The organism is Pseudomonas botevensis (assembly GCF_019145475.1).
GTDB classification, from domain to species: Bacteria; Pseudomonadota; Gammaproteobacteria; order Pseudomonadales; family Pseudomonadaceae; genus Aquipseudomonas; species Aquipseudomonas botevensis.
The window spans coordinates 16,994-35,138 of record NZ_JAHTKI010000005.1 but is presented as its reverse complement, the minus strand read 5'-3'; the positions used below and the strand labels follow the sequence as shown (position 1 = coordinate 35,138).

Genomic DNA, 18,145 nt, shown 5'->3' with positions numbered 1-18,145 from the left:
TATAGAAAGGCTTTTCAGCTTTTCAACTGAAAGCTTCGTTCCCCAGACCCGGCAGCCCTCTGCCTATAAATAGATTGCAGCTTTATAACGGATTTTAGACAGCTCGTATGACATTTTTTTGAAGCAATCCGTCACATTTTACTTACATGTACATCCCGCCGTTCACCGGGATTGTAGCTCCGGTCACGTATGCCGCAGCGTCGGACGCAAGAAAAGCGACCACGGATGCGATCTCTTGAGCTTGTCCCAGACGCCCCAGCGGAATCTGCGTCTGCAAGGCTTCACGCTGTGCCTCAGGCAGTTCGCGGGTCATATCGGTGTCGATAAACCCTGGGGTTACCGAGTTGACCGTAATCGCACGCGAACCGACCTCACGCGCCATTGCCCGGCTGAAACCTTCCAGACCGGCCTTGGCGGCTGCGTAGTTTACTTGGCCTGCGTTGCCCATGGCACCCACCACCGAGCCGATACTGATGATTCGACCCCAGCGCGCCTTGGTCATGCCACGCAGAACGCCCTTGGACAGGCGATACAGACTGTTCAGGTTGGTATCGATCACGTCGTACCATTCGTCGTCTTTCATGCGCATCATCAGGTTATCGCGGGTGATGCCGGCATTATTGACCAGGATCGCCGGCGCGCCGAACTGCTCCTGAATGCTCGCCAGTACAGCGCTGACCGACTCGTCGCTGGTGACGTTGAGTTCCAGGCCAGTGCCCTGGATACCGTGTTCTTTCAGGGTTGCGGCAATGCGCTCGGCGCCCGAAGCGGAGGTCGCGGTGCCAACGACGATGGCACCCTGACGACCCAGTTCCAGTGCGATAGCCTGGCCGATACCACGGCTCGCGCCGGTGACCAGTGCAACTTTACCTTGCAGACTCATGCAAGCTTCTCCTGATTCAGGCCTGCGCTGCGCGAGCGGCAGCGAAGGCATCTGGGGTATTGAGGTTGGAAGTCGATACGCCTTCGGCGCAGCGTTTGTTCAGACCGGCCAGCACTTTGCCAGGACCGCACTCGACCAGACTGGACGCGCCCTTGGCGGCCAGGGTCTGTACGGATTCGACCCAGCGTACTGGCTTGTACAGTTGTTCGAGCAGATCACGCTTGAGGGTTTCCAGATCCGCCGGCACCTGGGCGCTGACGTTCTGGACCACAGGGATCTGCGGCGCCTGCCAGTCGATGGCAGCAATGGATTCGGCAAAGCGTTCGGCGGCCGGACGCATCAGCTCGCAGTGCGACGGCACGCTCACCGGCAACGGCATCGCACGCTTGGCGCCACGCGCCTTGCAGCCTTCGATCGCACGATCAACCGCCGCCTTGGCACCGGCGATAACCACCTGGCCCGGGGAGTTGAAGTTGACGGCGCTGACCACTTCACCCTGCGCCGCTTCGGCGCAGGCAGCCAGCACGTCGGCGTCTTCCAGACCGAGGATGGCAGCCATGCCGCCCTGCCCGGCCGGAACCGCTTCCTGCATCAACTGGCCACGGCGCTCGACGAGCTTCACCGCGTCTGCCAGGCTCAGGCTGCCAGCCGCCACCAGGGCGCTGTACTCACCCAGGCTGTGACCGGCGACGAAGGCCGGGCGCGCGCCACCTTCAGCCAGCCACAGGCGCCACAGGGCGATCGAGGCGGTCAGAATGGCCGGTTGGGTTTTATCGGTTTGGTTGAGCAGCTCTTCCGGCCCCTGCTGGGTCAGTGCCCACAGGTCATAACCCAGAGCATCGGATGCTTCTTTGAAAGTTTCGAGGACCAGCGGATATTGCGCGCCCAGCTCGGCCAGCATGCCGAGGGACTGCGAACCCTGTCCTGGAAAGACGAATGCGAGGGAAGCAGACATGTAACAAGCCCCTAATGATCTTGTCGTCGGAGAATTGACGTCCCGTCCTGGGGACGCAAGAAACTGACAGTTGGATGGCCCTTTGAACCGGGCGGTCACATTTAAGCATTGTCCGACGAAAACGCCTAAGACAACAAATCCTCCAGACGGCCGTGAAGACGCTCGGGAAGATTCTCCTGAATCTCGATCAACGCCCGCTGAATGGCACTCTGAAAGCCCTGGACGCCAGCAGAACCGTGGCTTTTCACCACAATTCCCTGCAATCCGAGAAAGCTCGCGCCGTTGTGTCGCGCCGGCGCCAGATCCGCCTGCAAACGCTTCATCAAAGGCAAAGCCAGCGCTCCCACGGCACGGGAGGCAAGGTTTTTCCTGAACAGCGCCTCGATGCGCGCGGCAATCATCGTCGCCAGGCCTTCGCTGGATTTGAGCAGGATGTTGCCGACGAACCCGTCGCAAACCACCACGTCAGCTTCACCACGGTACAGCCCGTCACCCTCGACGAAACCGACGTAGTTGATGCCACGAGCCGCCTGCAACAGCGTCGCAGCCAGCTTGACTTGCTGATTGCCCTTGATGTCCTCGGTGCCGATGTTCAGCAGCGCCACACGCGGGCGAACAATACCCAGCGTCTGCGCGGCCACCGACCCCATCACCGCGAATTGCAACAGATGCTCGGCACTGCAATCGACGTTGGCGCCGAGATCGAGCAACTGGCAATAGCCTTTTTGAGTGGGAATCGCCGCGACCATCGCCGGCCGGTCGATGCCTGGAAGGGTCTTGAGGACAAATCGCGACAAGGCCATCAACGCACCGGTATTGCCGGCGCTGACACAGGCCTGAGCCTTGCCGTCACGCAACAGCTCAAGTGCGACACGCATTGACGAATCCGGCTTGCCACGCAGGGCCTGGGCAGGTTTTTCGTCCATGGTGATGACTTCGGACGCCGACACGATCGTCAGACGCGCGCGATCGGCAGCCGATTGGCCGGTGATCAATTCTTCAAGAAGGGAGGGTTGACCGACGAGGGCCAGGTGCAGCGAGGGCGTAGCAGAAAGGCAAGCAAGGCTGGCCTGAACAATGCTGCGGGGACCGAAGTCCCCGCCCATTGCGTCAATCGCGATGACTTGAGCGGACAAGTGATTACTCGTCAGCGCCCTTGTCGATCACTTTACGGCCACGGTATACGCCTTCTGGCGATACGTGGTGACGCAGGTGAACTTCACCAGTGGTTTTTTCTACAGACAGGGTGCTAGCCTCGAGAGCGTCGTGCGAACGGCGCATGTCACGGGCAGAGCGGGATTTTTTGTTCTGCTGAACAGCCATAATTGATTAACTCCTAAACGTTTGGGTCACGCTTTAACTGCGCCAATACACTGAACGGGTTGGACCGCGTTACCTCGTCCTCGCTCGGTTCGGGTTCATCTGCTCCCGCCGGCTGCTGGCATTCTTCCGGATGATGAGCAGGCACAATGGGCAAGGCGAGCAGAAGCTCCTCCTCGATCAGTGACTGCAGATCCAAAGGATCTTCGCCCAGTTCCAGCACGTCATAACCTTTCGGTATCGACTGGGTATTCGCACCCTCCTTCACCACGGCGTAACTGCATTCGCTGTGGATCGGCAGGGTGACCAGCTCAAGACAACGCTGGCAAACCATTTTGACTTCGGTGTCGATAAAGCTGTGGATCACCACAGATTTACGTTCATCTCGTTCAAAAACAAGTTTCGCCTGCACCGTACCGACATCGTCGGAAAGCGGGTCGCAGAGTCTCTTCAAATCGGCCAGCAGCAGTTCACCTTGAAGGGTGGTGCCACGGTCAGCCAATTTGCGCGGGTCAACGTGAGGTGGAATCGGGTCATTCAACATAGGCGCAGCATTATAGGGATGCACCCACCCATGTCAAAGGAAATTGTGCCCTGTCCGTCACTTGCAAGCCTCCGCTAGAATCCGCCACCTGCCTCAGGAGATGCGAATGCTGCCTTTATTACTCGCTTCAAGCTCGACCTATCGTCGGGAATTGCTCAGCCGCTTGCGTTTGCCGTTCGTCTGCAGCTCACCGGACATCGACGAAAGCCATCGCCCGGGCGAGCCGGCAATCGAGCTGGTCAAACGCCTCGCCGAACAAAAAGCCAGGGCCCTTGCCGCCAGCCACCCGGCACATTTGATCATCGGCTCGGATCAAGTGGCCGTGCTCGGCAACCGGATCATCGGCAAACCGCACACCTTCGACAAGGCCCGCGAACAGTTGCTGGCCGCCAGCGGCGCCAGCGTCACCTTCCTGACGGGCGTCGCCCTGCTCAACAGCCAGAGCGGGGCCTGCCAGGTCGACTGCGTGCCGTTTACCGTACACATGCGCACACTGGACGAAGCACGCGTCGAACGCTACCTGCACGCCGAACAACCCTACGACTGCGCCGGCAGCTTCAAGGCCGAAGGTCTTGGCGTGAGCCTGTTCCAAGCCACTGAAGGCCCGGACGCCACCAGCCTGATCGGCCTGCCGCTGATCCGCCTGATCGACATGCTGCTGGCCGAAGGCGTGCAAATTCCCTGACTCACAAAAAACCGGCCATCAAGGCCGGTTTTCTTATAGCAACGACACTCAGCGCAACGACGGCCCGTGGAACCCCATCCACATCGCCAGTTGCTCGGCGACGCTGGCCCCCAGCTTCTTCGAGAAGCGGTCGAACGGCGACTCCTGAACGGTAAAGTCGACCAGTTCCTTCTCGCCGATAACGTCACGCGCCACCGAACTGGCATTGCCCAGACCATCGATCAAGCCCAGCGGCAGCGCTTGTTCGCCGGACCAGACCAGCCCGGAGAACAGCTCCGGATGCTCCTTGTCCTTGAGGCGATCGCCACGACCCTGCTTGACGCTATTGATGAACTGCTTGTGCGTGGTATCCAGCACGCTCTGCCAGAACGCGGTTTCTTCAGGCTTCTGCGGCTGGAACGGATCGAGGAACGATTTGTGCTCGCCAGAGGTGTAGGTGCGGCGCTCGACACCCAGCTTCTCCATGGTGCCGACAAAGCCATAACCGGCCGCCGTCACACCAATCGAACCCACCAGGCTCGCCTTGTCGGCGTAGATCTGATCCGCCGCGCTGGCAATGTAATAAGCACCGGAAGCACCCAGATCGGAAATCACCGCATACAGCTTGGTATCCGGGTTCAACCCGCGCAGACGCTTGATCTCGTCATACACGTAGCCGGACTGCACCGGACTGCCGCCCGGGCTGTTGATGCGCAGGATCACGCCCTTGACCTTCTTGTCCTCGAAGGCCGCCCGCAAGCTGCCGACGATATTGTCGGCGCTGGCCGGCTCCTTGTCGGCGATCATGCCGTTGATATCGATCAGCGCGGTGTAATTGGGGCCACGGGTGGCGCTTTTTTCCATGTCCATCAACGGCGTGAACAGGATCAGCGCAACAAACAGATAAACAAACGTCAGCAGCTTGAAGAAAATCCCCCAACGCCGCGAGCGCCGCTGCTCCTGCACACCCGCCAGCAGCGTCTTTTCCAACAGCTTCCAGCTTTTCGCGTCACCGTCGTCGGCACTTGCCTTGGCCGGTGCTTTCCATTCGTCGGTCATGCCATCCACCCCAGCAAAATCGTATTAGGCCTGCTGCGCCAGCCAGGCATGCAATTCGGAAAAACGGTCAATCGACAGACGCGGCTCGAACTGCTGCAGCGAGTCAATCGACTGTGCGCCGTAACTCACCGCCACCGAGCCCATGCCCGCATTGCGCGCCATCAACAGATCAAAGGACGAATCCCCGACCATCAGCGCCTGCTCGGCACGCACACCGCAATGCGCGAGGATCTGCTCCAGCATCAGCGGGTGCGGCTTGCTCGCGGTTTCATCGGCGGCACGGGTGATATCGAAATAATCTTCCCAGCCATTGGCCTTGAGCACCCGATCCAGTCCGCGACGATTCTTGCCGGTCGCGACAGCCAGGTGATACCCCTGCTCGCGAAAGGACGCCATCGACTCGACCACGCCCTCGAACAACGGCGAAGGCACGGCTTCGGCAGCGATGTAGTGATCCGCGTAATACTCGCGAAAAGCGACCATTTCCGCATCACTGATCTCGGGATACAACGTGCGGATCGCCTCAGGCAAACCCAGACCGATAATGCCTTTGACGGCAAAATCATCGCGCAACTCGAAACCGGAGCGCCCGGAGGCCGAATGCATCGCGTCGACAATCCGACCAATGGAATCAGCCAGGGTGCCGTCCCAATCGAAAATCAGCAGTTTGTAATCAGGGTGCTGCACTGAGGCGCTCCACAGTCTTGGCCCACATTTCGTCCACCGGCGCCTGCAGGTTGAGCTTGCCGCCGTCCGGCAGAGGCACGGTCAGCATGTAGGCGTGCAGGAACAGGCGCTTACCGCCCAGGTCGCGGATTTCCTTGCTGAAATCGTCATCGCCGTACTTGCTGTCACCAGCAATGCAATGCCCGGCGTGCAGGGTGTGCACGCGAATCTGGTGAGTACGACCGGTCACCGGTTTGGCCTCGACCATGGTCGCGAACTCGCCGAAACGACGCAGCACCTTGAACACGGTGAGTGCCTCTTTGCCCTCGTCGTTGACTTCGACCATGCGTTCGCCGGAACGCAGGTTGCTCTTGAGCAGCGGCGCGTTGACTTGCTTGATCGAAGTCGCCCAATGGCCGCGAACCAGCGCCATGTAGCGTTTGTCGACACCGTCGCCGCGCAACTGCTCGTGCAGGTGGCGCAACATGCTGCGCTTCTTGGCGATCATCAGCAGGCCGGAGGTATCGCGGTCGAGGCGATGCACCAGCTCCAGCTCCTTGGCGTCGGGACGCAACTGACGAAAGGCTTCGATCACGCCGAAATTCAGCCCGCTGCCGCCGTGAACCGCAATGCCCGCCGGCTTGTTGATCACGATCAGCGCCTTGTCTTCATAGACAATCGAGTCTTCCAGGCGCTGCAACAGCCCCTGAGCGACCGGCACGGGCTCGTCGCGCTCTGGCACGCGAACCGGCGGCACGCGCACGATATCGCCGGCCTGCAGCTTGTATTCGGGCTTGATCCGACCTTTGTTCACTCGCACTTCGCCCTTGCGCAAAATGCGATAAATCAAGGTCTTGGGCACGCCTTTGAGCCGGGCGAGGAGGAAATTGTCGATGCGTTGGCCGGCATATTCCGGCGAGACCTCAAGCAATTGAACGCCGGAAGTCGGGGGGGCAGTAGTCGTCATGGCGCGGATGATAACAATTTTTTATGGAATTGAAGCACTTAATCATTGCTGCTATAGTCGCGAACGCCGCCAAAAGCGGCCTGGACAGAGGAACCACGGTCAAAAACCGGCCCTGACCAACGCAATTCACCAGGACGCAAGGCCGTCCTACGGGGCTTTCGCTACGTAACGGTGGAGTTTGCAGCTGTAACAAGCGCAGGTGACATGAGGCCTGAATCACGCCGCAAAGCAGAGTTTTCACTCGCTGCGCGAGCTCATATTCACGGCCAGTTCACAAAGTGCAGTCAGTCGCGAATGACCCCGAGCGAAATCTTCGGAAACACCGCCTAAATTAGCCATGATGCGTGACCTCCCCTTTCGGAGCTCACGGTAAATGCCAACCCGCTGCGGATTCTGCGCGCGGCAGCACCCGAATTATCAGGGATACGTGTAGGGTGGAGATGCACAACCGCTGGACTGTGTAGCAATAGGCTTTATCAAGACGCTTCATCTCGTCCACAGCCGCCGGTTGATTCCTCCTCCTGACTGAGTGCTTATGTAGCCACAGCAAGCAGGACGCGTACGTCGCGGTCCCGACCCATCTGGTCGGACATCGCCGGACACGGGATTGGCCAACCACTCCCGACGCACCTGACACCGACCGTGAGAAGTCGTGTGTGCCGAACGCCGTTTCCGGCAGCCCGGAAACCGACGGTACTACATGAAAAGAATGCTGATTAACGCAACTCAACCCGAAGAGTTGCGTGTTGCACTGGTAGACGGCCAGCGCCTCTACGACCTGGATATCGAATCCGGTGCACGCGAGCAGAAGAAGGCCAACATCTACAAGGGCCGCATCACTCGCATCGAACCAAGCCTTGAGGCTGCCTTTGTCGATTTCGGCTCCGAGCGCCACGGCTTCCTGCCCCTCAAAGAAATCTCCCGCGAATACTTCAAGAAAGCCCCTGAAGGCCGCGTCAACATCAAGGAAGTCCTGAGCGAAGGCCAGGAAGTCATCGTCCAGGTCGAGAAAGAAGAACGTGGCAACAAGGGCGCAGCCCTGACCACCTTCATCAGCCTCGCCGGCCGCTACCTCGTGCTGATGCCGAACAACCCGCGCGCCGGTGGCATCTCCCGCCGCATCGAAGGCGAAGAGCGCAACGAACTGCGTGAAGCGCTGAACGGCCTGGTCGCACCTGCCGACATGGGCCTGATCGTGCGCACCGCCGGCCTTGGTCGCAGCAGCGAAGAAATGCAGTGGGACCTCGACTACCTGCTGCAACTCTGGACCGCCATCAAAGAAGCTTCGCTGGATCGCTCCGCGCCGTTCCTGATCTATCAGGAAAGCAACGTGATCATCCGCGCCATCCGCGACTACCTGCGCCAGGACATCGGCGAAGTGTTGATCGACAGCGTCGAAGCCCAGGACGAAGCCCTGACCTTCATCCGCCAGGTGATGCCGCAGTACGCCAGCAAGATCAAGCTCTACGAAGACAGCGTTCCGCTGTTCAACCGCTTCCAGATCGAAAGCCAGATCGAAACCGCGTTCCAGCGCGTCGTCGAACTGCCGTCGGGCGGCTCCATCGTCATCGATCCGACCGAAGCCCTGGTGTCCATCGACATCAACTCGGCGCGCGCCACCAAGGGCAGCGACATCGAAGAAACCGCCCTGCAGACCAACCTTGAAGCCGCCGAAGAAATCGCCCGTCAGTTGCGCCTGCGCGACATCGGCGGCCTGATCGTCATCGACTTCATCGACATGACCCCGGCCAAGAACCAGCGCGCCGTGGAAGAAAAAGTCCGCGAATGCCTGGAAGCCGACCGCGCCCGCGTGCAGATCGGCCGCATTTCGCGCTTCGGCCTGCTGGAAATGTCCCGTCAGCGCCTGCGTCCTTCCCTGGGCGAAAGCAGCGGCATCGTCTGCCCGCGCTGCAGCGGCACCGGCATCATCCGTGACGTCGAGTCGTTGTCCCTGGCGATCCTGCGCCTGATCGAAGAAGAAGCCCTGAAAGACCGCACCGCCGAAGTTCGCGCGCAAGTGCCGATCCCGGTTGCTGCGTTCCTGCTCAACGAAAAGCGCAACTCGATCACCAAGATCGAACTGCGCACCCGCGCACGTATCGTCATTCTGCCGAACGATCACCTCGAGACCCCGCATTTCGAAGTTCAGCGCCTGCGCGATGACAGCCCTGAAGCGGCCAACAACCAGTCCAGCTACGAGATCGCCGCTGCCGCTGCCGAGGTTGAAGAAGCCCAGCCAGCCGCCGCGACCCGCACCCTGGTTCGCCAGGAAGCCGCCGTCAAGACTGCTCCGGCACGCGCCAACGCTCCGGCACCGACCGAAGAAGCCGCTCCGGCACCTGTCGCTGCTCCGGTCGCCGCGCCAGAGCCTAGCCTGTTCAAAGGCCTGGTGAAGTCGCTGGTCAGCCTGTTCGCCTCCAAGGAAGAGCCCGTCGCTCCGGTTGTGGTTGAAAAACCGGCCACCGAGCGTCCGGCCCGTAACGAAGAGCGTCGCAACGGTCGTCAGCAGAGCCGCAACCGTAACGGTCGCCGCGATGAAGAACGCAAGCCGCGCGAAGAACGTGCCCCACGTGAAGAACGCGCTCCACGCGAGCCGCGTGAAGAGCGTCAGCCACGCGAAGCCCGTGAACTGCGTGAAACCCGTGAAGATGCACCGGTAGCTCGCGAAGAACGCGCTCCACGCGCTCCGCGTGAAGAACGTGCACCGCGCGCCCCGCGTGAAGATCGCAAGCCACGTGGCGAGCGTGAAGAACGCGTACGTGAACTGCGCGAGCCACTGGACGCCGCTCCGGCTGCTCCAGTCGCCGCTGCCGCTGCTGCCGCCGCTGAAGAGCGTCCAGCCCGTCAGCCACGCGAAGAGCGTGCGCCACGTCCTCCGCGCGAAGAACGTCAACCGCGTGCCGAACAGGCCGCTGCTGCCGCTGCCGAAGAAGAAGTGATCACTGGCGAAGAGCAACTGTCGGAAGACGGTTCGGAGAACGCCGAAGGCGATCGTCCACGTCGTCGTTCCCGTGGTCAGCGTCGCCGCAGCAACCGTCGCGAGCGTCAGCGTGATGCCAACGGCAACGTGATCGAAGGTTCGGAAGAGTCCGAATCCGGCGAAGACGCTGCCGCACCGAGCACTGCCGACCTGGCTGCCGGCCTGGCGGTTACCGCCGCCGTTGCCAGCAGCGTGATCAGTGCTCCGGCTGAAGCACAGGCCAACGAGCAAGCCGAACGCGCCACCGCCGCCACGCTGGAATCCGCTCCAGCAGAAGCGCCGGTCGTTGAAGCCACTTCGCCGGTCGAAGTGACCACTGCTCCGGAAATCGAAGTAGCGCCGGTCAGCGAAGCTCAGCCTCAGGTTGAAGTCGCCGCCGAACCTGCCGTGGTTGCCGAAGCCCCCGTCGTTGTTGCAGAACCGGTTGTCGAAACCGTTGCTGAAACCGTGACCGAAACCGTTCGTGAAGTTCGCGAAGAGCAGACCACATTCAACTGGGCTGCCGAGCCGGCCGTCGCTGAAACCCCGGCCCCGGTGGCTGAGGCTCCAGTAGAAGACGCCATGGTTTCCGAGCCAGTGGTGGTGGCCGCCGAACCCGCTCCGGCGCCTGTCGTTGAAGCGCCAGTGGTTGCCGAAGCACCGGCCCCAGTGGCCCCGGCCGCACCGGTCAGCGCCCTGACTGAAAACGGTCGCGCACCGAACGATCCGCGTGAAGTGCGTCGCCGCAAGCGTGAAGCCGAGCGCCTGCAGAAGGAAGCCGAACTGGCTGCCGCTGCTGCTCCGGTCGTTGCCGAGCCAGCCGTTGCCGAAGTGGTCGAGGCTGCCCCTGCCCCGGTCGCCGAAGAAGTGGCGCAGGTTGAAGCGGTGATCGCCGAAGCGCCGCGCTCCGTTCAGGACGCGGTCGAGCATCACGAACAGGCCCAGGAAAAAGAACACGAGACCAAACCTCTGGTCTGATTCCTGAAGCCATGAAAAAGCCCCGTCTGGTTATCCAGGCGGGGCTTTTTTACGCGTCGATTTTTTCAGCGTTATGACAATCCGGGCAATCCTCAGGCGTGCGGGAACGCCAAAGCTTCTGGCACATCGATATCCCACAGCACGCCGGGATCATCCACTGCCACTTCAATCACCCTGCCTTGGGCAAACAGCGCCCTGGCCCCGCGCTCACCGGACAGCGCCATCAGTCCCGGCCCGAATGCCCGGCCAAACCCCACCGGATGCCCATACTCGCCCTCCCGCACCGGCACACTGACCGCGTCCTCGGCAAGCGCCGCCGCCACGCGCTCAATGCTCGACGGCAATATGAATGGCATGTCCCCCAGCACGATCAGCCAGCCGTCCATATCCGCACATGCCGCAACGCCCGCCGCGATGCTGTCGCCCATGCCGGTCGACTCGATCGACACGATCTCACAACCATAAGCCTGCGCCATGCGCATCGCCTGCGGCCGCGCCTCGGTCGTGACCAGCACGCGCTTATCGAGGTCGGCGGGCAGGTTCAGCAACACCTGCTCGATCACCGAACGCACCGAGCCGTCGCGCCCCGTGCAATCGGCCAGCAACTTGTCTTTGTCGGCGCCGGCCACCTGGCGAAAGCGACTGCCCTCGCCGGCGGCCAGCACGACCACTCCGATGGATCGACTCATACGTTCTCCACTGCCTTTTTCTGCTTCAACTCCACGCCGTTTTTGATCGCGACGATTTCCGCCAGCAACGACAAGGCAATTTCTGCCGGGGTGTGGCTGCCGATGTGCAGACCGATCGGACCGTGCAGACGCTCGATCGCCTGTTCCGACAAGCCTAGCTCAGTCAGATTGTCGCGGCGTTTCTGGCTGTTGATCCGTGAGCCGAGAGCGCCGACATAAAACGCTTTCGAATCGAGGGCGGTCAGCAGCGCCATGTCATCCAGACGTGGATCGTGAGTCAGCGCGACAATCGCCGTGCGCTCGTCGGTCTGAATGCTCAGCACCGCATCGTCCGGCATGCCGGGGACGAAACGACCCTGCTGCGCCTCCCAGCCATAGACGAATTCGCTGCGCGGATCGCAGATCAGCACTTCGAAATCCAGCAGCCGCGCCATCTCGGCCACGTACCGCGAAAGCTGCCCGGCCCCGATCAACAGCAAGCGCCAGCGCGGGCCGTAAATGGCCCGCAGGGTCGTGCCGTCAAAGCTCAGCGAATCGCTCTTGCCGGCCGGCGAAAGCACCACCTCCCCGGTTTCGATATTCAGCTCGCGAGCGACGATTTCATGGTTTTCACAGCGCGCCAGCAATTCGCCGACCCAGGCCGGATCGCCGATGCGCTCTTCGGTCAGACGCAAGGTTCCGCCACAGGGCAGCCCGAAACGCGCCGCCTCCTCTTGAGTCACGCCGTAGGTAATCAACTGCACGGGCGGCCCGTCGGCGGGAATCCGCCCATCGTGGAGCCGGGCGATCAGGTCATCCTCGACGCAACCACCCGACACCGAGCCAATCACTACGCCATCCTCGCGCAGCGCCAACATCGCGCCAGGCGCCCGGGGCGCAGTGCCCCAGGTCTGCACCACGCTGAACAACACCACCCGCTGGCCAGCGCGGCGCCATTCGAGGACGCTGCGCAGGACGTTGAGATCGACGCTGTCCATCACGCCTGTGCCTTTTGCCAGCCCTGCAACTGATAACGCACGGGCAGGCTGCGGATGCGCTTGCCGGTGGCGGCGAAGATTGCGTTGCACAGCGCCGGCGCAATCGGTGGTACACCCGGCTCGCCGACACCGCCCAGCGGCACTTCGCCCGGAGGTGTCACCAGATGCACCTTGACCTCCTTCGGTGCCAGGGACATGCGCGCCACTTCATACATATGGAAGTTGTCCTGCTGCACCTTGCCGTCCTTGAAGCTGATTTCGCCCCACACGGCATTGCCCAGGCCCATCACGCAAGCACCCTCGAACTGCGAGCGAATCCGTTCCGGATTGATCTGCGGCCCGCAATCCACGGCGATGTCAGCCTTGTGTACGACCAGTGTGCCGTCGTCCTTGACCTCGACTTCGATCACCGCCGCCACATAGGTGACGAAGCTGTAATGCACGGCCAGCCCCAGGCCACGGCCCTTGGGCAGTTGCCGACCCCAACCGGCGCCTTTGGCGGCGGTTTCCAGCACGGCGCGCATGCGAGCGGTATCGATCGGATAACGCTCGGGGGATTCGCCGTAGTTCCACTCCTCGCTGAGGGTGCGCGGGTCGATCTGGCGATCCGGGCCAAGCAGCTTGATCTGGTATTTCAGTGGGTCCTCACCGGCCTTGTGTGCGAGTTCATCGACGAAGCTCTGGATCGCGAAGCCATGGGGAATGTTCGACACCGAGCGATACCAGCCGACCCGCGTGTGAACCGTGGCCTCGGGGTTTTCCAGACGTACATTGGGAATCGCGTAGGCCATGTTGGTGAAGCCCATGCCCAGTTCGAACGCCGCCTCGTGATTCATGCCCGGCGCAAACAGCGCGGTGATGCTCGGCGCCACCGTGCGGTGCAGCCAGGCAGATGGCAAACCGTCCTTGCCGACACCGGCCTTGAGGTACTCGGCGGAGACGGTGTGGAAATACGAGTTGTGAATGTCGTCTTCCCGCGACCACTGCACCCGCACGGCCTTGCCGGGAAACTCCTTGGCCAGAATCGCCGCTTCGATGACGAAATCCGGTTTGGACTTGCGACCGAAACCGCCACCGAGCAGGGTGACATTGAACGTTACATTATCGAAGGGCAGCCCCAGTCGTTCGGCGATCCGCTCACGGGTGACCTGCGGTGCCTGGCTCGGCGCCCACGCCTCGCAGGTGCCGTTCTGGTAACGGGCGATAGCGACCATCGGCTCCATTGGCGCCTGCGCCAGGTGCGGTAAATAGTAAGAGGCCTCAAGGGTGCCGGCGGCGCCGCTCAACGCTTTCTCGATATCACCGGTATTACGCACGACCTTGCCCGGTTTCAGCGAGGCGGCCTCCAGCTCCTTGCGGTAGGCAATCGAGTCGTAGCTGGCGTTCGGGCCGTCATCCCATTCGATTTTCAGCGCCTCGCGTCCCTTGAGCGCCGCCCAGGTGTTGCTCGCCACCACGGCCACACCGCCCAACGGCTGAAACTCCGAAGGCAATGGACGAGGTTCGATCTGGATCACCTTGAGCACGCCCGGCACCTTGAGTGCGGCGCTGTCGTCCACCGACTTGACCTTGCCGCCGTAAACCGCCGGCCGGGCGATGACCGCGAACAACATACCGTCGAAATGCACGTCGGCACCGTACACCGCGCGACCGTTGACGATGTCGGCGCCGTCAATGGCCTTGGTGCCTTCCTTGCCGATGTAGCGAAACTCCGACGGCGGCTTGAGTCGCAGACTGTCACGCGCTGGCACCGGCAACGCACTGGCCGCAGCGGCCAATTCGCCATAACCCAGCTCACGGCCGGACGGTTTATGCACAACCTTGTGCAATTGCGCCTGGCACTCGGCGACCGGCACTTTCCATTGCTCGGCGGCAGCCTGCTCCAGCATGGTCCGGGCCGCCGCGCCGCAACGACGCATCGGTTCATACCAGTGACGCATGCTGCGCGAACCATCGGTGTCCTGATTGCCGAAGCGCACTTCATCCCCCGGCGCCTGCTGCACTTTGACATGCGCCCAATCGGCTTCCAGCTCATCGGCCACCACCATGGTCAGACTGGTACGCACGCCCTGGCCCATTTCCGAGCGGTTGCAGACCACGGTCACCGTGCCATCGGCGGCAATGCTGACGTAGACCTTCGGATCGTCGATCCAGCCGTTGGGCATGCCGTCGGCGCCGAACTTCTTCGGCGGGTCCTCGGCCAGCGCATCCTGCCAGCCCCAGCTGGCGGCCAGCACCAGCGCACCGGTGGCACCCACCCCTTTGAGAAATCCCCGGCGGCTGAGGTTACTGAGGGAAAAATCGTTCGGTAGACGGCTCATGCCTTGACCTCCTTCAGGTGGGTGGACGCCTGCCGGATCGCAGTCTTGATCCGGTTATAGGTGCCACAGCGGCAAATGTTGCCGACCATCGCCTCTTCGATCTGTTCATCCGTCGGATTCGGGTTGGTTTTGAGCAACGCCGTGGCGGACATGATTTGCCCACCCTGGCAATAACCGCACTGGGCAACAGCGGTGTCCAGCCAGGCTTGCTGAACCACCTGCCCCACGGGATCGGCGTGCAGGTTGTCGATCGTGGTGACGTTCTGCCCGATCACCGAGCCGATCGGCGTGATGCAACTGCGCGCCGGCGAGCCTTCGATGTGAATGGTGCATGCGCCACACAGGCCCATGCCGCAGCCGAACTTGGTGCCGTTGTAACCGGCGACATCACGGATCGCCCAGAGCAGCGGCATGTCTTCGCTGACATCGAGTTGATGGTCTTGACCGTTGAGTTTCAGGGTAATCATGGGCACGCCCGCATATTCATGGAGGTTATGGGGTCGAGCAATCTGCCGCCGTGAGAACGGCGGTGGTTCGTGCAGATCGACTCAGGCTAATGAGGCTCTCTTGTACGGACGCAAGCGTCTGCACCGGGCCTTTTGATGGAGCAAATGACTTGCATCGTTAGCGGGCCAAGTTAACCCAGCATTAACAAAAAAGCCCTGCACTGTTCGCCAGTGCAGGGCTTTGGAATGCGCCTTGAAAGCGTAGCCTCAATAGCGATTCGGCTCCATTTCCAGCTCGACATTGAAACGTTCTGCAATGTCTTTCTGGATACGCTGCGCCAGATCGAGCAATTGCAGTCCGGTCGCCGTACCGTAGTTGACCAGCACCAGCGCCTGCAATTTATGCACGCCGGCATCCGCCTCACGAAAGCCCTTCCACCCTGCCCGCTCGATCAACCAGCCAGCGGCAAGTTTCATCTGCCCGTCCGGTTGCGCATAGGCCACCAGATCCGGGTGCTGCTCCTTGATCTGCGCTACCCGCGCGGCCGACACCAGGGGATTCTTGAAGAAGCTGCCGGCATTGCCGAGCACCGCCGGATCCGGCAATTTTTCGCTACGAATGCTGCAAATCGCGCGACTGACGTCGGTCGGCGTCGGCTGCTCGATGCCCTGTTCGCTCAAGCGCTGGCGCACCGGGCCATATTCCAGATGCAGATGAGCGACGCGGTCAAGGTTGAAGCGCACCCGCAGGATCAGCCAGCGACCCGGCTGCTGCTTGAACAGACTGTCGCGATAGGCGAAGTTGCATTCTTCCAGACTGAAGTCACGCAGCTCACCGGTCTGGCGATCCAGTGCGGTGAGGCCGGCGAACACATCCTTGATCTCGACGCCGTAGGCACCGATGTTTTGCATCGGCGCAGCGCCCACGGTGCCGGGGATCAGGCTGAGGTTTTCCAGTCCCGACAAGCCCTCGGCCAGGGTGTGCAGGACGAATGGATGCCACGGCTCCCCCGCTTCCGCTTCGATCACCACGCGGTTGCCGTCATCGCTGATGATGCGGATCCCACGACTGGCCATGCGCAGCACCAGCGCCGCAATATCCGCCGTCAGCAACAGATTGCTGCCGCCGCCGATCACCAGCAACGGCACGCCCTGCACATCGGCATACGCCAGGGCTTCGCGCACATCGGCGTCGCTGCGGGCCTCGGCAAACAGTTGTGCGCGCACCTCCACGCCAAAGCTGTTGAACGGTTTCAGGGAAACCTGCGATTGCACCTGCAAACTCATAACCGGCCCTTCACTTCGATCAGCAATTGGTCACAGGCGCGCTCGATCAGATCCAGCACCTGCTCGAAACCCTGATCGCCGTCGTAATACGGATCCGGCACTTCATCCACCTCACCGGCATACCGCCGCAGGAACAGGTCCAGCTCGGCCTTGGCGGTGGACGGTTGCAGGGCCTTGAGGTTGCGCAGATTGCTGTGATCCATGGCGAGGATCAGGTCATAACTGGCGAAATCGGCACGGCTGACCTGCTGCGCGCGTTGCGCCGACAGGTCGTAGCCGCGCAATTTGGCGGCGGCCTGGCTGCGCTTGTCCGGCGGATTGCCGACGTGCCATTCACCGGTGCCGGCGGAGGCCACTTCGACCTGCCCGGCCAAACCGGCTTCACGCAACTTGTGGCGCAATACGCCTTCGGCGGTGGGCGAACGGCAAATGTTGCCCAGGCACACGAACAGAACGCGCATCAGGCCCCCAACAGGCGACGAACGCGCTCGAGGTCTTCAGGGGTGTCGACCCCGGTCGGCGGCGCGATCAGCGCATCGGCCACATGAATCCGCACGCCGTGCCACAGGGCACGCAATTGCTCGAGGGATTCAGTGTTTTCCAGCCAGCACGGCCCCCAGCTCACGAAGTCATGCAGGAAACCGGCGCGGTAGGCATAAATGCCGATGTGGCGACGGTACGGCACGCCTTCCGGCAGCGCTTCGCGGCTCTTGGCGAACGCGTCGCGAGCCCAGGGCAAGGTCGCGCGGCTGAAGGTCAGCGCCAGACCGTTGAGGTCGCTGACGACCTTGACCACGTTGGGATTGAACAGGGTCGCCACGTCCTCGATCGGCTCGGCGAGGGTCGCCATGCGCGCCTCGGTGTGGGCCGCGAGGTTGGCGGCGACCTGATCGATCACGCTCGGCGGGATCAGCGGCTCGTCGCCCTGGACGTTGACCACGATGGCATCAGGGGCCAGGCCCAGTTTGGCGGCCACTTCGGCCAGCCGGTCGGTACCGGAATTGTGGTCTTCACGGGTCAGCACCACTTCGGCGCCGAATGCCTGGCAGGCCTCGACGATGCGCGCATCATCGGTCGCCACTACAACGCGGCTGGCGCTGCTTTTGCTCGCCTGTTCCCAGACGTGCCGGATCATCGGCTTGCCGGCAATGTCCAGCAGCGGCTTGCCCGGCAGACGGGTCGAAGCGTAGCGCGATGGAATGACAACGGTGAACGCAGTGGTCATTTATCCAGACGCTCGTCGGTGGTCAGGGTGCGGGCTTCGCTTTCCAGCATCACCGGGATGCCGTCGCGGATCGGATAAGCCAGGCCTGCGCCCTTGCTGATCAGTTCGGTCTTGTCGGCGCTGAGCTTGAGCGGGCCTTTGCAGACCGGGCAGGCGAGGATGTCGAGCAATTTGGTGTCCATGAACATTCCCTGGATAAAAACGA

General features: G+C 61.8%; 18 protein-coding genes. 2 read left to right on the top strand and 16 right to left on the bottom strand.

Annotated elements, in window-relative coordinates:
* Positions 1-142 precede the first annotated feature (142 nt).
* From fabG to KVQ74_RS08655, 5 genes are all read right to left on the bottom strand, one after another.
* Complete coding sequence (gene fabG / locus KVQ74_RS08675; protein ID WP_217830662.1) at positions 143-883, bottom strand: 3-oxoacyl-ACP reductase FabG; 741 nt, start codon at positions 881-883, stop codon at positions 143-145.
* 16 nt (positions 884-899) lie between these two features.
* Positions 900-1,838, bottom strand: coding sequence for an ACP S-malonyltransferase (fabD, locus tag KVQ74_RS08670; RefSeq protein ID WP_217830661.1), 939 nt, complete (start codon positions 1,836-1,838; stop codon positions 900-902).
* 125 nt (positions 1,839-1,963) lie between these two features.
* The gene (plsX, locus tag KVQ74_RS08665) at positions 1,964-2,974 is read right to left on the bottom strand and encodes a phosphate acyltransferase PlsX (protein WP_262147884.1); all 1,011 of its coding nucleotides are present in this window, start codon (positions 2,972-2,974) and stop codon (positions 1,964-1,966) included.
* 4 nt (positions 2,975-2,978) lie between these two features.
* A complete protein-coding gene (gene rpmF, locus KVQ74_RS08660; protein WP_003179396.1) occupies positions 2,979-3,161 on the bottom strand; it encodes a 50S ribosomal protein L32 in 183 nt (60 codons plus the stop codon).
* A 13-nt stretch (positions 3,162-3,174) separates the two neighbouring features.
* The gene (locus KVQ74_RS08655) at positions 3,175-3,702 is read right to left on the bottom strand and encodes a YceD family protein (protein WP_217830660.1); all 528 of its coding nucleotides are present in this window, start codon (positions 3,700-3,702) and stop codon (positions 3,175-3,177) included.
* Between the two features lie 106 nt (positions 3,703-3,808).
* Here KVQ74_RS08655 and KVQ74_RS08650 point away from each other — a divergent pair, with 106 nt between their 5' ends.
* Positions 3,809-4,387 carry a Maf family protein gene (locus tag KVQ74_RS08650; RefSeq protein ID WP_217830659.1) on the top strand — a complete coding sequence of 193 codons (579 nt, stop codon included), beginning with the start codon at positions 3,809-3,811 and terminating at the stop codon, positions 4,385-4,387.
* 48 nt (positions 4,388-4,435) lie between these two features.
* Here KVQ74_RS08650 and KVQ74_RS08645 read toward each other — a convergent pair whose 3' ends face one another.
* Genes KVQ74_RS08645 through rluC form a run of 3 tightly spaced genes read right to left on the bottom strand, consistent with a single transcriptional unit; the run spans position 4,436 to position 7,058 of the window.
* A complete protein-coding gene (locus KVQ74_RS08645) occupies positions 4,436-5,425 on the bottom strand; it encodes a S49 family peptidase (protein WP_217830658.1) in 990 nt (329 codons plus the stop codon).
* Positions 5,426-5,449: 24 nt separating this feature from the next.
* The gene (locus KVQ74_RS08640) at positions 5,450-6,112 is read right to left on the bottom strand and encodes an HAD-IA family hydrolase (RefSeq protein WP_217830657.1); all 663 of its coding nucleotides are present in this window, start codon (positions 6,110-6,112) and stop codon (positions 5,450-5,452) included.
* Positions 6,099-7,058: a 23S rRNA pseudouridine(955/2504/2580) synthase RluC gene (gene rluC, locus KVQ74_RS08635; RefSeq protein WP_217830656.1), complete on the bottom strand. Its 960-nt coding sequence runs from the start codon at positions 7,056-7,058 to the stop codon at positions 6,099-6,101. Before rluC ends, KVQ74_RS08640 begins: the two co-directional genes overlap by 14 nt.
* A 700-nt stretch (positions 7,059-7,758) precedes the next feature.
* Between rluC and rne the strand changes: the two genes are divergently transcribed.
* Entirely contained in the window at positions 7,759-10,995 is a 3,237-nt protein-coding gene (gene rne / locus KVQ74_RS08630; RefSeq protein WP_217830655.1) for a ribonuclease E, read from the top strand.
* Positions 10,996-11,087: 92 nt separating this feature from the next.
* Here the strand turns inward: rne and KVQ74_RS08625 are convergent, their stop codons facing one another.
* The 8 genes from KVQ74_RS08625 to KVQ74_RS08590 all read right to left on the bottom strand — a co-directional run bounded on the left by KVQ74_RS08625 (position 11,088) and on the right by KVQ74_RS08590 (position 18,122).
* A complete protein-coding gene (locus tag KVQ74_RS08625; RefSeq protein WP_217830654.1) occupies positions 11,088-11,684 on the bottom strand; it encodes a nucleotidyltransferase family protein in 597 nt (198 codons plus the stop codon).
* Entirely contained in the window at positions 11,681-12,661 is a 981-nt protein-coding gene (locus tag KVQ74_RS08620) for an XdhC family protein (RefSeq protein WP_217830653.1), read from the bottom strand. Before KVQ74_RS08620 ends, KVQ74_RS08625 begins: the two co-directional genes overlap by 4 nt.
* Positions 12,661-14,982, bottom strand: coding sequence for a xanthine dehydrogenase family protein molybdopterin-binding subunit (locus KVQ74_RS08615; RefSeq protein ID WP_217830652.1), 2,322 nt, complete (start codon positions 14,980-14,982; stop codon positions 12,661-12,663). The genes KVQ74_RS08620 and KVQ74_RS08615 overlap by 1 nt, the downstream gene beginning before the upstream one ends.
* A complete protein-coding gene (locus KVQ74_RS08610; RefSeq protein WP_217830651.1) occupies positions 14,979-15,449 on the bottom strand; it encodes a (2Fe-2S)-binding protein in 471 nt (156 codons plus the stop codon). The genes KVQ74_RS08615 and KVQ74_RS08610 overlap by 4 nt, the downstream gene beginning before the upstream one ends.
* A gap of 246 nt (positions 15,450-15,695) precedes the next feature.
* The gene (murB, locus tag KVQ74_RS08605) at positions 15,696-16,715 is read right to left on the bottom strand and encodes a UDP-N-acetylmuramate dehydrogenase (protein WP_217830650.1); all 1,020 of its coding nucleotides are present in this window, start codon (positions 16,713-16,715) and stop codon (positions 15,696-15,698) included.
* The gene (locus KVQ74_RS08600; protein WP_217830649.1) at positions 16,712-17,176 is read right to left on the bottom strand and encodes a low molecular weight protein-tyrosine-phosphatase; all 465 of its coding nucleotides are present in this window, start codon (positions 17,174-17,176) and stop codon (positions 16,712-16,714) included. Before KVQ74_RS08600 ends, murB begins: the two co-directional genes overlap by 4 nt.
* Positions 17,176-17,940, bottom strand: coding sequence for a 3-deoxy-manno-octulosonate cytidylyltransferase (gene kdsB / locus KVQ74_RS08595; RefSeq protein ID WP_217830648.1), 765 nt, complete (start codon positions 17,938-17,940; stop codon positions 17,176-17,178). Before kdsB ends, KVQ74_RS08600 begins: the two co-directional genes overlap by 1 nt.
* Positions 17,937-18,122 (bottom strand): Trm112 family protein, encoded by a 186-nt coding sequence (locus KVQ74_RS08590; RefSeq protein ID WP_003179363.1) that lies wholly within the window; start codon positions 18,120-18,122, stop codon positions 17,937-17,939. Before KVQ74_RS08590 ends, kdsB begins: the two co-directional genes overlap by 4 nt.
* Between the last annotated feature and the right edge of the window lie 23 nt (positions 18,123-18,145).